The organism is Pseudoduganella namucuonensis, from assembly GCF_900116645.1.
Lineage (GTDB): Bacteria > Pseudomonadota > Gammaproteobacteria > Burkholderiales > Burkholderiaceae_D > Rugamonas > Rugamonas namucuonensis.
Genome location: NZ_FPBO01000014.1, coordinates 107,879 through 121,920, shown reverse-complemented (window position 1 = coordinate 121,920; position 14,042 = coordinate 107,879). Strand labels below are relative to the sequence as shown.

The 14,042-nt window shown below is 68.3% G+C and carries 10 protein-coding genes and 1 pseudogene; 9 read left to right on the top strand and 2 right to left on the bottom strand.

Translation table 11 applies throughout. The annotated features are described in order from the left end of the window. Positions 1 to 82 precede the first annotated feature (82 nt). The 5 genes from BM436_RS16380 to BM436_RS16360 all read left to right on the top strand — a co-directional run bounded on the left by BM436_RS16380 (position 83) and on the right by BM436_RS16360 (position 5,407). Positions 83 to 1,462: an aspartate aminotransferase family protein gene (locus tag BM436_RS16380; protein ID WP_093556643.1), complete on the top strand. Its 1,380-nt coding sequence runs from the start codon at positions 83 to 85 to the stop codon at positions 1,460 to 1,462. A gap of 97 nt (positions 1,463 to 1,559) precedes the next feature. After that, positions 1,560 to 2,057 (top strand): Lrp/AsnC family transcriptional regulator, encoded by a 498-nt coding sequence (locus BM436_RS16375; protein WP_093556604.1) that lies wholly within the window; start codon positions 1,560 to 1,562, stop codon positions 2,055 to 2,057. Positions 2,058 to 2,226: 169 nt separating this feature from the next. Beyond that, entirely contained in the window at positions 2,227 to 3,720 is a 1,494-nt protein-coding gene (locus BM436_RS16370) for an NAD-dependent succinate-semialdehyde dehydrogenase (protein ID WP_093556603.1), read from the top strand. A 5-nt stretch (positions 3,721 to 3,725) separates the two neighbouring features. Next, complete coding sequence (locus BM436_RS16365) at positions 3,726 to 4,679, top strand: M14 family metallopeptidase (RefSeq protein WP_093556602.1); 954 nt, start codon at positions 3,726 to 3,728, stop codon at positions 4,677 to 4,679. Positions 4,680 to 4,831: 152 nt separating this feature from the next. Next, complete coding sequence (locus tag BM436_RS16360; RefSeq protein ID WP_093556601.1) at positions 4,832 to 5,407, top strand: TerD family protein; 576 nt, start codon at positions 4,832 to 4,834, stop codon at positions 5,405 to 5,407. A 6-nt stretch (positions 5,408 to 5,413) separates the two neighbouring features. Here the strand turns inward: BM436_RS16360 and BM436_RS16355 are convergent, their stop codons facing one another. Both BM436_RS16355 and BM436_RS16350 read right to left on the bottom strand, forming a co-directional pair. Continuing rightward, complete coding sequence (locus BM436_RS16355; protein WP_143133178.1) at positions 5,414 to 6,139, bottom strand: hypothetical protein; 726 nt, start codon at positions 6,137 to 6,139, stop codon at positions 5,414 to 5,416. Then, positions 6,121 to 7,350: an acetyltransferase domain-containing protein gene (locus tag BM436_RS16350; protein ID WP_093556599.1), complete on the bottom strand. Its 1,230-nt coding sequence runs from the start codon at positions 7,348 to 7,350 to the stop codon at positions 6,121 to 6,123. The genes BM436_RS16355 and BM436_RS16350 overlap by 19 nt, the downstream gene beginning before the upstream one ends. Positions 7,351 to 7,624: 274 nt before the next feature. Between BM436_RS16350 and BM436_RS16345 the strand changes: the two genes are divergently transcribed. From BM436_RS16345 to BM436_RS16335, 4 genes and pseudogenes are all read left to right on the top strand, one after another. Continuing rightward, positions 7,625 to 9,190, top strand: a complete 1,566-nt coding sequence (locus tag BM436_RS16345) for an ABC transporter substrate-binding protein (protein ID WP_229490359.1) — start codon at positions 7,625 to 7,627, stop codon at positions 9,188 to 9,190. A gap of 38 nt (positions 9,191 to 9,228) precedes the next feature. Continuing rightward, positions 9,229 to 10,266: pseudogene (locus tag BM436_RS37885) on the top strand (PepSY-associated TM helix domain-containing protein); the annotation flags it as partial. A 72-nt stretch (positions 10,267 to 10,338) separates the two neighbouring features. After that, positions 10,339 to 11,259 (top strand): PDR/VanB family oxidoreductase, encoded by a 921-nt coding sequence (locus tag BM436_RS37880; protein WP_229490369.1) that lies wholly within the window; start codon positions 10,339 to 10,341, stop codon positions 11,257 to 11,259. A gap of 279 nt (positions 11,260 to 11,538) precedes the next feature. Then, entirely contained in the window at positions 11,539 to 13,974 is a 2,436-nt protein-coding gene (locus BM436_RS16335; protein WP_177307259.1) for a TonB-dependent receptor plug domain-containing protein, read from the top strand. Positions 13,975 to 14,042 lie beyond the last annotated feature (68 nt).

The following is a 14,042-nucleotide window of genomic DNA, read 5'->3' as shown; positions in this document are numbered from 1 at the left end:
CCGAAACCCGCCCCCCCGATTCGCAAGCTCACGCTGCGCCACCGGCCCTAAGATGATGACATACCCACACATGGACCCCATCATGACCAAGCCCACCCTTCTCGACCTCGACCGCCAGCACCTGATCCACCCCGTCACCAACTTCCGCGCCCACGAAAAGCGCGGCGCCACGATACTGGAATCGGGCAGCGGCGCCTTCCTGCGCGACGCCTCCGGCCGCGAACTGCTGGACGCCTTCTCCGGCCTGTGGTGCGTCAACACCGGCTACGGCCAGGAGAGCATCGTGCAAGCCGCCACCGAGCAGATGCGCCGCCTGCCCTACGCCACCGGCTACTTCAGCTACGGTTCCGAACCGGCCATCCGGCTGGCCGCGCGGCTGGTGGAGCTGGCGCCCCCGTCGCTGAGCCATGTCTACTTCACCCAGGGCGGCTCGGACGCGGTGGACGCCGCCATCCGCTACATCGCCTACTACTATAACGCCATCGGCCAGCCGGGACGCACCCAGTTCATCTCGCTGCAGCGCGGCTACCACGGTTCGTCGTCGGTGGGCGCCGGGCTGACCGCGCTGCCGCTGTTCCAGCGCCACTTCAACCTGCCGCTGCCCAGCCAGCACTACATCTCCTCGCCCTACCCCTACCGCAACCCGCTGGGCGCCGATCCGCAAGCGCTGATCGCCGCCTCCGTCGCGGAATTGCGCGCCAAGGTCGCGCAACTGGGCGCGGACACGGTGGCCGCCTTCTTCTGCGAACCTATCCAGGGCTCCGGCGGCGTCATCGTGCCGCCCAAGGGCTGGCTGAAAGCCATGGCGGACGCCTGCCGCGAGCTGGGCATCCTGTTCGTGCTGGACGAGGTGATCACCGGCTTCGGCCGCACCGGCCCGATGTTCGCCTGCGAGGCCGAGGGCGTGGCGCCGGACATGATGACGCTGGCCAAGGGCCTGACCGCCGGCTACGCCCCCATGGGCGCGCTGATGATGTCGGACGCCATCTACCAGGCCATCGCCGAGGGCGCCGGACCGGAGCTCGCGGTCGGCCACGGCCAGACCTATTCGGCGCACCCGGTCAGCGCCGCGATCGGGCTGGAGGTGCTGCGCCTGTACCAGGAGGGCGGCCTGCTGGCCAACGGCGTCGCCCGCGCGCCTCAGTTCGAGCGGGGGCTGCGCGACCTGCTCGCCCATCCCCTGGTCGGCGACGCCCGCAGCCGCGGCCTGCTCGGCGCGCTGGAACTGGTGGCCGACAAGGAGGACAAGCGCCAGTTCGACCCGGCGCTGCGGCTGCACGAGCGCATCGCGCAGGCGGCCTACGAGAACAACGTGGTGTTCCGCGCCTTCGGCGACAACATCCTCGGCTTCGCGCCCGCGCTGTGCTACACGGAGGACGAATTCAGCCTGTTGTTCACGCGCCTGAAGGCCACGCTGGACCAGGTGCTGGCGCAGCCGGAGGTCGCGCGCGCGCTGACGTAGGAGGAAGCGCGCCGCCGGCGCCGCAACACGGGTCCCGCTGAGTGTTTCCAGCGTGCTACAATCGAGATCGCAACCCACAGACGCAACCAGGGGATTTATGCTAGAAGGCGCGTTCAAACTGGACAGGATAGACATCCGCATCCTGTCCCATCTGCAGCAAAGCGGGCGGATCGCCAATGTCGACCTGGCCGACGCGGTCGGCTTGTCGCCGAGTCCCTGCCTGATCCGCGTCAAGCGGCTGGAAAAGGCGGGCTATGTGACGGGCTACGGCGCCCATATCGAGCTGGAAAAGATCGGCAACGTGCAACTGGTGTTCACCCAGGTCACGCTGTCCGACCATCGCCGCGAGGACTTCGCCAAGTTCGAGGCCAGCATCCGCAAGGTCGACGAGATTCTCGAGTGCCACCTTGTCAGCGGCGGCTTCGACTACCTGCTGAAGTTCGTCACCACCGGCGTGGTGCACTACCAGACCATCATGGAAGGCTTGCTCGACCAGCACATCGGCATCGAGAAATACTTCAGCTACATCGTCATCAAATCGCCCTTCACCAAGGGCTATTACCCGGTCGAAAAGCTGTTCACCCAGCCCTGCTGACCAGGCGCGGACGGCGCGGCAGAAAATGCCGCCGCCGTCCGAAAATCGCAATTTCCCCCGCTCTCCGGCCCCGATTTCGGCCTCCCCCTCCCCCTCCCCCGTACTACCATGGACACAGTTGTTCATGACCGGCCGCTGGCCGCCCCTCCACCAACAAGAGCAGACACAAATGACCCAAACCTACGACCTCGCCGGCCTGGACCGTCCAGAGCTGGTCCGGAGCGGCAACTACATCGGCGGCGCCTGGCTGCCCTGCGCCAGTGGCGCGCGCTATGACGTGCGCGACCCGGCCACCGGCGCCCGATTCGCCGACGTCCCCGACAGCGCGGCGCGGGACGCGCGGGACGCGGCCGACAGCGCCGCCGCGGCCTTCGAGGCCTGGCGCGCCCGCAGCGCGCGCGAGCGCGCCCAGTTGCTCAAACGCTGGCACGCCCTGATCCAGGCCAACGCGGAGGACCTGGCGCGCATCATTTCGCGCGAGCAGGGCAAGCCGCTGGCCGAGGCGCGCGGCGAAGTGGCCTATGGCGCCTCCTACGTCGAATGGTTCGCCGAGGAGGCCGTGCGCGCCTACGGCGACATGATCCCCGAACCGGCGCGCGGCAAGAAGCTGATGGTGGTGAAGGAACCGGTCGGCGTGGTGGCCGCCATCACGCCATGGAACTTCCCGCTCGCCATGATCGCCCGCAAGATCGCCCCCGCGCTGGCCGCCGGCTGCACCGTGGTGGCGAAACCGGCCGAAGACACGCCGCTGACGGCGCTGGCCCTGGTCCAGCTGGGCCACGAGGCCGGTTTCCCGCCCGGGGTCCTGAACATCGTGGTGGCCTCGCGCGAGAACACGCCGCTGGTGGCCGGCGCGTGGATGGAGGACGCCCGCGTGCGCAAAATCACCTTCACCGGCTCCACCGCGGTCGGCAAGACGCTGGCGCGCGACGGCGCGGCCACGCTGAAGAAGCTGTCGCTGGAACTGGGCGGCAACGCGCCCTTCATCGTCTTCGAGGACGCCGACCTGGACGCCGCCGTCAACGGCCTGATGGCCGCCAAGTTCCGCAACGGCGGCCAGACCTGCGTCTCGCCCAACCGCGTCTACGTGCAGGAGGGCGTGTACGGCGACTTCTCGGCCAGGCTGGCCGCCCGCGTGGCCGCGCTCAAGGTCGGCCCGGCCAGCGATCCGGCCTCCCAGATCGGCCCCCTGATCAACAGCCGCGCGCTCGACAAGGTCGCCAGCCACGTCGAGGACGCGCTGGCGCACGGCGCCCGCGTGCTGTGCGGCGGCAAGCCGCTGGCCATGGCGGACGGCCAGCCGCGCTACTTCGCGCCCACCGTGCTGGCCGAGGCCACGCCGGCCATGCGCCTGGCGCACGAGGAGACCTTCGGCCCGCTGGTGGCGCTGTTCAGCTTCCACGGCGAGGAGGACGTGGTTGCGCTGGCCAACGACACGCCCTTCGGCCTGGCCGCGTATTTCTACACGCGCGACATCGCCCGCGTCTGGCGCGTCGCGGACCGGCTGGAGACCGGCATCGTCGGCATCAACGAAGGGGCGCTGGCGGCCGAGGTGGCGCCGTTCGGCGGAGTCAAGGAATCCGGCTACGGCCGCGAGGGATCGCGCTACGGCCTGGACGACTACATGCACACCAAATATCTCTGCCTCGGAGGCTTGAAGTGACGAACATGGTCCCCTATCCGATCGAGGTCGACTTCCCGGACATCGGCGCCTACGCCGAGGGCAACACCGGCGTGCCCTACGTGTACAGTTTCGACAGCGGCGTGCCCGGCAGCCACACGATGATCAACGCGCTCACGCACGGCAACGAGGTGTGCGGCGCCATCGCCGTGAAGGCCCTGCTGGACGGCCGCGTCCGTCCACGCCGCGGACGCGTCACGCTGGCCTTCGCCAACGTCGAGGCCTACCGGCGTTTCGACCCCGCCGCGCCGGACGCCTCGCGTTTCGTCGACCAGGACTTCAACCGCGTGTGGCATCCCGCCACGCTGGACAATCTGGAACTGGACTCGTCGGAACTGCGCCGCGCCCGCGCCATGCGCCCGCTGATCGACGAGGTCGATTTCCTGCTCGACCTGCATTCCATGCACGAGCGCAGCGCGCCGCTGAACGTGTGCGGCCCGCTGGACAAGGGCATCGCCCTGGCGCGGCGGCTCGCCACGCCGGCCTGGATCGTCAGCGACGAGGGCCACCCGGAGGGCCGCCGGATGCGCGACTACGGCGCCTTCGGCGATCCCGCCAGCGCCCGCAACGCGCTGCTGGTCGAATGCGGCCAGCACTGGGAGGCCTCGGCCGTGGCGGTGGCCAAGAACTGCTGCGCGCGCTTCCTGGTCCTGTGCGGCAACCTGGACCTGTCCGACGTCCCCGAAGGCTGGCTCAAGCCCCTGCCCGAGCGCTGCCTGCTGGTGCGCGTGACGGAGCCCGTGGTGGCCGACGGCGTGGACTTCCGCTTCGCCGCCGACTACACCGGCCTGGAATTGTTCGAGGAGGCCGGCACGGTGATCGGCTGGAACGGCGTCGAACCCGTGTACACCCCCTATCCCAACTGCGTGCTGGTGATGCCCTCGCTGCGCCAGCTGCGCGCCGGCGTCACCGTGGTCCGCTTCGGCCGCCTGCTCGACTGAGCTCCCCGGCCGGGCTCCCCGTCAAGCGGGCCGAGCCCCATTTGGGGCCTGGCCCCAAATGGGGCTCGGCCCGCTTGCCATCCCCTCCGGTTTTCCTTGCCGCGGCGCTTGTGGTAACGTTTCGGCATCGACTATCTTGAGGAAACCACATCATGGCTATCAGTCTGCAAAAAGGCGGCAACGTCAACCTGAGCAAGGAAGCGCCCGGCTTGTCCAAGCTCGTCGTGGGATTGGGATGGGATGTGCGCAACACCGACGGCGCGGCCTTCGACATCGACGGCTCGGCCTTCCTGCTGAAGGTGGACGGCAAGGTGCGCGCCGACACCGATTTCATCTTCTATAACAACCTGAAATCGCCCGACGGCTCCGTCGCCCATTCGGGCGACAACCGCACCGGCGCCGGCGAGGGGGACGACGAGACCGTGGCCATCGACCTGGCCAGGGTGCCGGCCGACGTGGACCGCGTCGCCGTCTGCGTCACCATCCACGAGGCCGACGCGCGCCGCCAGAATTTCGGCCAGGTGCAGCGCGCCTTCGTCCGCTGCGTCAACCTGGCCGACAACACCGAGATCGCGCGCTACGACCTGTCCGAGGACGGTTCCACCGAAACGGCGCTGATATTCGGCGAGATTTACCGCTACGGCGGCGACTGGAAGTTCCGCGCCGTCGGCCAGGGCTACAAGGGCGGCCTGGGCGCGCTGGCCTCCTCGTTCGGCGTGAACGTGTAGGACGCCTCAGCGCAGGAGCTGCAGGCCCAGGTACAGCACCAGGCGGCGCCGCCCCTCGCGGCCCCCGCCGATATCCCGGCCGGCGCTGCCCTCGACGATCACGCTGTCGCTCAAGCGCCATTTGCCGCCCGCGCTGGCCATGGTCTGGCTGCCATCGCGCGGGACGCGGCTGTGTTCCAGCTCCGCGATGCATTCGAAGGTCTCGGTGCACTGCTTGGTCGCCTTGAGGCCCGCCTGCCATTCGTGCGGGCCGCGCTGGACCAGATTGCGCCCCAGTTCCGCGTACACGGCGCTGCCGCCATGGCTGAAACCCACGATCACCGGCATCAGCAGGCTGTGCCCGGGGGAGGCCAGGCCGCGGCGCGCCGCGCTGGAGGCGGGATTCCAGGTGAAGCGCGGGAACAAGGCCAGCGACATGCCGCCCTCGTCCTCCAGCAAGCGCCATTTGGCGCCCGCCGTGGCGCTGCCCCAGCCGGAGCGGGCGCGCGCGCCATCCTCGCGCAGCCGCACCAGCGGCATGGCCAGCGTCAGTTGCAGCGCCTCGCCGATGCCATAGTTGACCTCGGTGTCCGGCAGCGCCAGCGTCCCGGCCCCGTCGAGCAACTCCAGGCTCGCGCCGGTGTTGATTTCCCAGCGGCCCGGACCCGGCGTGCCGCTGTCCTCCGTGGCGAGCGCCTGGCAGCAGGCCAGCGCCGACACGCAGGCCAGCGATTTCAGAAGTAACGTACCCATGCCCGCTCCGAGGTGCGCTTGTAGTTGGCGAACGCGCGGCAGGGAACGTACAGCAGCGGCATCAGCGCCAGCGACACCACCCAGATCGGCCAGAACACGTCGATGCCGAAACGCTCGCCGTGGTTGGCGCCGAACACCGCAACCAGGATGTGCTGCATGGCCAGCACGACATACAGGTGCAGCAGGTAGTAGAACATGGGCGCGCCGCCAAACGTGACGCAGGCGCGGGTGAACCAGTTGTCCTTCGGTTCCAGCCACGCCATCAGCAACAGGCTGGAGCCTATGGTCATCAGCAGGAAGTCCAGCGACGGCGGGTACTTGGTGAAGTTAAAGAAGGACATCACGGTCCGCACGGTGGTTTCGCCATACACCCACGGCAATTCCTCGCCGTAGATGTTGAAGCCGCGCAGCACGGCCAGCAACAGCAGCGCGCCCGCGCCCAGCGCCAGCAGCAAGCGCCTGCGGCGCCCGGGCGCCATGGCGCGGCCATACAGCGGACCGGCGGCGTAGCCCACCAGGATCACGCCTATCCATGGCAGCAGCGGATAGGTGACCTTGAACTTCACGGCGCCGTCGGCGACCAGGAAGCCGCGATGCAGCAGGATGGTCCACAGGCTGTAGCCGGTCTCGTTCGGGGCGAAGCTGATCCAGGTCAGCGCGTTGTGGCCGAACACGATGGCCAGGCCCACGCCGCCGAGCAGTTTGAGGGGCAGCTTGTGCACCAGCGCCAGGAAGATCATGGCCAGGCCGATCACCCAGATCACCTGCAGATAGATCACGGGCGGCGGGAACTTGCCGGCCCAGGCGAAATTGACCACCACCAGTTCCAGCGCCACCAGCAGCAGGCCGCGCTTGACGAGGAAGCCGGTGGCGTCGCGCGGGCCGGCGGCCGGATGGGCGTACAGCCAGGCCGACAGGCCGGTGAGGAAGACGAACATCGGCGCGCAGAAATGGGCCGCCATGCGGGTGAAGAACAGCTCCGGCGCCGTCTCGGCGACCGTCATGGGATCGGTCACCTGCATGTGCAGGTACAGCGTCTCGCGCACGTGGTCGAACAACATGATCAGCATGACGAAGCCGCGCATGAAATCGATCACGGCGATGCGCGAGCGTATGGTCTGGCCGGCCGCGTCCAGGGAGGCCGCCGGCGCGGCCGAAGCGTTTTTCTTGCCTGGCCAAGGGTTCGACTTAAGTATGCTTGTATTGTCCATCGTGCTCTCTCTGTATCGATTTGTCTGGTTGCCTCGGACTACTCGATTCATTGTACGGACGGGACGCGGTTTTTTCTGCTTAGTTGCCGGCCGCCGGCGGCTATTCAAAGGCAAGTTTTGCGGGGGCCGCAGCATTTTCTACGGCCGGCAATGTATGCTGCCGCGCCCCTGGAAAACCGCCGTTTGTGTGCCGCGGGGCGCCGGAAACGCCACATTTCGACGGGTTTATTATGATGTAATGCATTCATCGATCAGCAAGCTAAGGCAACCCACGATGAAACACGATTTTTGCAAGGAACAGGATATCGCAACGCCGTTCTCGAGGCGCGATATGCTACGCGGCATGGCCGCCGGCGGCATGCTGCTGTCGGCCTCCGGCCTGCTGCACGCGGCCCCGCAACCGCGCCGCGGCGGCACGCTGACCATCGCCACCCAGTCCAGCTCCAACGCGGACACGCTCGATCCCGCCAAGGGCGCGCTGTCCACCGACTACCTGCGCGCGCATATGTTCTACAGCGGCCTGACATCGCTGGACGCGCACCTCGCGCCCCAGAACATGCTGGCCGAGGACATCGCGACCGACGACGCCATCGCCTGGACCATACGCCTGCGCAAGGGCGTGCAGTTCCACGACGGCAAACCGCTGACGTCGGCCGACGTGGTCTACTCGCTGAACCGCCACAACGACCCCGCGGTCGCCTCCAAGGTGCGCTCGGTGGCGCAGCAGTTCGAATCCGTGCGCGCCTCCGGCCCGCTGACCGTGGTGATCACGCTGAAGGGCGCCAACGCCGACCTGCCCGTCATCCTCGCGACCTCGCACTTCGTCATCGTGCAGGACGGCGCCAGCAATTTCACGACCGCCAACGGCACCGGGGCCTTCGTCTGCAAGGAGTTCACGCCGGGCGTGCGCACCATCGGCGTGCGCAACCCGCGGTACTGGAAGCCCGGCCTGCCCCACCTGGACCAGGTCTCCCTGTTCGGCATCCCGGACGAATCGGCCCGCATCAACGCCCTGCTGTCCGGCGACGTGCACTGGGTGAACGAGGTCAATCCGCGCTCCACCAAGCGCATCAAGAGCGAGCCCGGCTACCAGGTGCTGGAAAGCCAGGGCGGGCTCTACACCGACCTGGTGATACGCCAGACCGTGGGCCTGGGCCGCAATCCCGATTTCACACTCGGCATGAAATACCTGATCGACCGCGAACAAATGAAGCGCGCGGCGTTCCGCGGCTACGCGGTGGTCGCCAACGACCAGCCGATTCCGCCATCGAGCCGCTTCCACTTCGCCGGCCTGCCGCAGCGGCCCTACGACCCGGAGCGCGCCCGCTACCACCTGCGCCGCGCCGGCGCGCTGGATCTGACCCTGCCTGTGGTGGCCTCGGTGGCCGCCACCGGGTCGGTCGACATGGGCATGCTGCTGCAGCAATCGGCGCAGAAGGCGGGCCTGAAGCTGGCGCTCAAACGCGTCTCGGCGGACGGCTACTGGTCGAAGCACTGGATGAAGTCCCCCATCGGTTTCGGCAACGTCAACGCCCGCCCCAGCGCGGACATGCTGTTCACCCAGTTTTTCAAGTCCGACGCGCCGTGGAACGAGTCGGGCTGGAACAACCCGCAGTTCGACCAATTGCTGCTGCTGGCCCGCGCCGAAACCGACGAGGCCAAGCGCAAACAGTTGTACGCCGACATGCAGGTGCTGGTGCACGAGAAGTGCGGCGTCGGCATCCCGCTGTTCATCAACAACCTCGAAGGCTACAGCACCAAGGTGAAAGGCGTGTCCTCGCATCCGCTGGGCGCCTTCATGGGATACACCTGCCCCGAGCATGTGTGGCTGGATGCCTGATTGACCCGCCGCTTCCACGACCAGCCAAATCGGAGGCCATGATGCGCCGCCTGCTGCAAGCGCACCGCTGGACCGGGCTGACGGCCGGCCTGCTGTTCATCGTTGTGGCGGTCACCGGCGCCGGCATGGCCTTCCGTCCCCAGCTCGAACCGCTGCTGCTGCCCGGGCTGGTGCGCGTGCCCTCGTGCGCCGCGCCCCTGGCGCTGGACGCGCTGGTGGACGCCGCCCGCGCATCCAGTCCGGCATCCGGCCCGCTCACCGCCATCCGGCTGGCCGGCGACGCCGAGGCCAGCGCGCGGGTGCGCTTCAGCGACGGCCGCTGGATCTTTGTCGACCCATGCGGCGGCCGGGTGCTGGGCAGCCAGGCCGTTTATGGCGGCCCGTTCGGTTTGCTGGCCCGCGTGCACATCTTCGCTTACCTGCCGTTTGGCGACCTGCTGGCGGGCGGCCTGGCGCTGGCGCTGTCGGCCATCATGGCGGTGGGCGGCATGGCGCTGTGGTGGCGCGCCAGCGCGCGCCTGCTGCGCGGTGCTTGGCGGCTCAAGCCCGGCCTGCGCGGACGGGCCTTCCAGCTCGATTTGCACAAGACCGTCGCCCTTTACGCCGCGCCCGTACTGCTGGCCAGCGCCCTCACGGGCCTGCCCCAGGCCTTCGGATGGGTGAAACAGGCCGTCGAGACGATCGGCGGCGATGCGCGACTACCGGTGGCGCCGGCGGCTGCGCCTCCCTCCCGTCCCGCCGTCCCGGTTTCGCTGGAAGCGCTGTGGCGGCGCGCGCAGGCGCTGTCCCCGCAACCGCGGAAACTGCAATTGCGCGCGCCGCGATCCGCCGGCGACCCGATCACGCTGGAAGTCGTGGCGCGCGACGCGCCGCACGCCAACGCGCTCAGCTACTTCCATTTCGACCCCGCCACCGGCGCGCTGCTGCGCCATCTCCCCCACGCGGCCCATCCGCCCGGCCATCGCCTCTACCTGTGGATGCTGGCGCTGCACTATGGCTGGATAGGCGGCGTCGCCGGCCAATTGCTGTTGCTGCTGGGCGCGCTGGCCGTGCCGCTGCTGGCCTGGACGGGAACCGCGAGCTACCTGCGCGGCCGTGCCGATGGCCGGCCGCCCGCACGCCAGCGGCTGGTCGTGGCGCGCAGGACGATGGAGGCGGACGGCATCTGCTCCTTCGAACTGGCCGCGCCGCGCGGCAAGCGGCTGCCGCGGTTCAGCGCCGGCGCCCACATAGACGTGCTCACGCCGGGCGGCGCGGTGCGCCAGTACTCGCTTTGCAACGATCCGCGCGAAACGCGGCGCTACCGCATCGCCGTGCTGCGCCGCGAGGACTCGCGCGGCGGCTCGCGCGCCATGCACGACATGCTGCGCCAGGGCGACACCATTGAAACCGGCCTGCCGCGCAACCACTTCCCGCTGGCACGGGAGGCGCGCCACACCATCCTGCTGGCCGGCGGCATCGGCATCACGCCCATCCTGAGCATGGCCGAACAGCTGGCGGCCGACGGCGCCGGTTTCGAGCTGCACTACTGCTGCCGCGACGAACAGCGCGCCGCCTTCCGCGGCACGCTGGCAGGCGCGCGCTTCGCCGGCCGCGTGCACTTCCACTACAGCGAGGGCAGCCCGCCCACCCGGCTCGACCTGGACGCCCTGCTGGCGTTCCCGGCGGCCGGCACCCATGTCTACGTCTGCGGCCCGGCCGCCTTCATGGACGCGGTCATCGCGACCGCCGCGCGGCACGCCTGGCCCGAGGAGCGGGTCCACCGCGAATACTTCGCGGGCGCGACCGACACCACGCCCGGACTGCCCTTCGACATCCGCCTCGCCAGCAGCGGCCGCGTGATCCACGTGCCCGCCGGCGTCAGCGCCCTGGCGGCGCTGGCGAACGGCGGTGTGGCCGTGCGTTCCTCATGCGGGCATGGCGTCTGCGGCAGCTGCGTCACCGGCGTCCTCGAGGGTGAACCCGAGCACCGCGACCAATGCCTCAGCCCCGGGGAAAAAGCCCGCAACGACCGTTTCACGCCCTGCTGCTCCCGCGCCCGCGGCTCCCTCCTGGTACTCGACCTCTGACCTTAATGGTGCGAAAACCGCACCTTCACGGTGCGGCGGCCGCGCTCGCCACACCCCCTTGCACCGTCCCGCACGCGCTGCCATGGGCGCGTAAAAATACGGCGATTCATGCTTTCGCGGTTCGCCGTTCCAAGCAAATGTGTGTTTACTTCAATGTTCTAATGAGCCCGCTGTACGAACCGCGACTTATATATAAACAGAGATAAACAGAGGAAGAGGACATAAATGCAGAACAAGAGGACCCAACAGCGCACGCGCACCGCGGCGGATAGCACGCCCATGGAAAAAACGGCGCCGCGCGCCATCGCGCTGGCCGTTGCCGCCTTGCTGGCAAGCCACGCCGCGCCAGGCCTGGCGCAGGAAGCCGCCGCCGGCGAGACGGCGCCCGCCGAATCGAAGGCCGACGCGTCGGTGTCGACGGCCATGGACAAGGTGATTGTCACGGGCACCAGGAAAGTGGGCACCCGGCTGCGCGACAGCGCCGCGCCGATTTCCGTGGTCGACGCGTCCGACCTGCTTCAAACCGGCTCCAGCAGCCTGTTCGACGCGATGACCGCGCTGGTGCCTTCCTATAATTCGCAATCGCTCTCCGGCCGCATCGGCGCCATGATCCGCTCGGTGCAGCTGCGCGGCCTCAACCCCAACCACGTGCTGGTGCTGGTCAACGGCAAACGCCGCCACAACACCGCCAGCTTCGCCGCCGACACGGGCCCGAACCAGTACTCGGCCCCCGCCGACCTGGATCTGATCCCCGTCTCGGCGATCGACCATATCGAAATCCTGCAGGACGGCGCCGCCGCCCAATATGGCTCGGACGCGATCGCGGGCGTCATCAACATCATCCTGAAATCCTCGCCCAGCGATGGCGCGGCCAGCCTGATGGCCGGCCAGCACGGCCACAGCAAGATCAACCCGCACCATGAGCACAACGGCCTGACGCGCGACCTGATGATCGACAAGGGCATCGCGCTGGGCCGGGATGGCTTCCTGCATTGGTCGATGCAGGCGCGCGACCACGACTTCACCAACCAGACCGGGCCCGACCTGGTCACCTCGAACGGCTTCGGCAGCGCGCCGGTGCAACGCTCGCCAAGCTCCGATCCCTACCCGAGCAGGGTCAGCGGCGACCCGAAGAGCCGTTTCGTCAACGCCGCCGTCAACGCCAGCCTGCGCCTGTCCGCCGAAGCAGAGGCCTACGCGGTCGCCACCGCCGCGCACCGCGATGCCGAGGCCTGGCAAAACTGGCGCACCCCGACCAAGGCGCCCACCGTCTACCCGCTCGGCTTCTCGCCCCTCACCACCGTCAAGGAAGACGACTATGCGCTCACGGTGGGCGTCAAGGGCGTGACCGCGTCCGGATGGCGCTGGGACTTCAGCTCCGTGTATGGCCACGACTACGTCGAGACCGGCGGCGAATTCACCGTCAACCGCGCGCTGCTGCGCGACACCGGCAGCTCGCCCACCAGCTTCTATGACGGTTCGTACACCTTCAAGCAGTGGACCAACAACGCCGACTTCGGCAAGTCGTTCGACATGGGCTGGAGCGCGCCGCTGTCGGTGGCGCTGGGGCTGGAGTGGCGCCACGAATCCTACGGCATAGGCGCGGGAGACCCCGGTTCGCGCTACGACTTCGGCCCGGACGGCTTTCAAGGCTATGCGCTGAACGACGCCGGCACCCACTCGCGCCGCAACATCGCGGCCTATGTCGACCTGGGCGTGAAACCGGCCCCGCAATGGCAGGTCAGCGTCGCCGTGCGCGGCGAGAAGTTCAGCGACTTCGGCAACACGGTCAACGGCAAGCTCACCAGCCGCTATGAGGTGGCGCCGACGTTCGCGGTGCGCGGCACGGTCAGCAATGGTTTCCGCGCGCCGACGCTGCAGGAGGAGTTCTACTCCGCCACCAACGTCGGGCCCACCTATGCCGACGTCATGCTGCCGACCAATACGGCCGCCGCCGCGCTGGCGGGCGCCAAGATGCTGGAACCGGAGAAATCGACCAACCTGAGCATCGGCATCGTCGCGACCCCGGTGCCGCGCCTGAATCTCACCGCCGATTTCTACCAGATCGCGGTGCGCAACCGCATAGTCGGTTCCGGCGTGATCAGCGGCAGCGGCGCCAACGCCGCCATCGTCGCCCACGGCAGCGTGCTCGATTCCAGCATCACCCGGCCGACGGTGAGCTACCTGACCAATGGCGCCGACACGCGTTCGCGCGGCGTGGACGCCACGGCGACGTACGCCAGCAATTTCGGCGACCTGGGCTCGGTCAAGTGGAGCGCCGCCCTGAACCTGAACCACAACGTGTTCACCAACATCAAGCGGGTGGGCGGACTGAATCCGGCGGCGGCTTCGCAGATCATCGACGCGACGCCCAAATCGAAGCTGATCCTCGGCGCGAACTATTTCAACGGCGACTGGAGCGGCAACCTGCGGGCGACCCGCTACGGCACCACCGAGTTGACGGTGTCCGATCCGGACACCGGCGCGGCGCCCTACCACACCAACCGCATCAATCCGGCCACCATCTTCGACCTTGACGGCGGATATCAGCTGACGTCGAACCTGACCCTGAACGCGGGGATCAAGAACCTGCTCAACCGGTTCCCGGACAAGGCGATTTCGCGCGGTTTCTCGCAGCCCTATGTGTATCCGAGCTTCTCGCCCTTCGGTTTCAACGGCGCGTTCTATTACGCCAAGGCCAGCTACCAGTTCTAAGGCCGACGCGGTAAAAGCGGTAATCGCGGGTTCCAGGCCCTCCCGGCATCGGGAGGGCTTTTCTTTTC

Coding starts and splice junctions, on each gene's coding strand:
- BM436_RS16380 (WP_093556643.1), top strand. CDS start 83: ATGACCAAGCCCACCCTTCTCGACCTCGACCGCCAGCACCTGATCCAC.
- BM436_RS16375 (WP_093556604.1), top strand. CDS start 1,560: ATGCTAGAAGGCGCGTTCAAACTGGACAGGATAGACATCCGCATCCTG.
- BM436_RS16370 (WP_093556603.1), top strand. CDS start 2,227: ATGACCCAAACCTACGACCTCGCCGGCCTGGACCGTCCAGAGCTGGTC.
- BM436_RS16365 (WP_093556602.1), top strand. CDS start 3,726: ATGGTCCCCTATCCGATCGAGGTCGACTTCCCGGACATCGGCGCCTAC.
- BM436_RS16360 (WP_093556601.1), top strand. CDS start 4,832: ATGGCTATCAGTCTGCAAAAAGGCGGCAACGTCAACCTGAGCAAGGAA.
- BM436_RS16355 (WP_143133178.1), bottom strand. CDS start 6,139: ATGGGTACGTTACTTCTGAAATCGCTGGCCTGCGTGTCGGCGCTGGCC.
- BM436_RS16350 (WP_093556599.1), bottom strand. CDS start 7,350: ATGGACAATACAAGCATACTTAAGTCGAACCCTTGGCCAGGCAAGAAA.
- BM436_RS16345 (WP_229490359.1), top strand. CDS start 7,625: ATGAAACACGATTTTTGCAAGGAACAGGATATCGCAACGCCGTTCTCG.
- BM436_RS37880 (WP_229490369.1), top strand. CDS start 10,339: ATGGAGGCGGACGGCATCTGCTCCTTCGAACTGGCCGCGCCGCGCGGC.
- BM436_RS16335 (WP_177307259.1), top strand. CDS start 11,539: ATGGAAAAAACGGCGCCGCGCGCCATCGCGCTGGCCGTTGCCGCCTTG.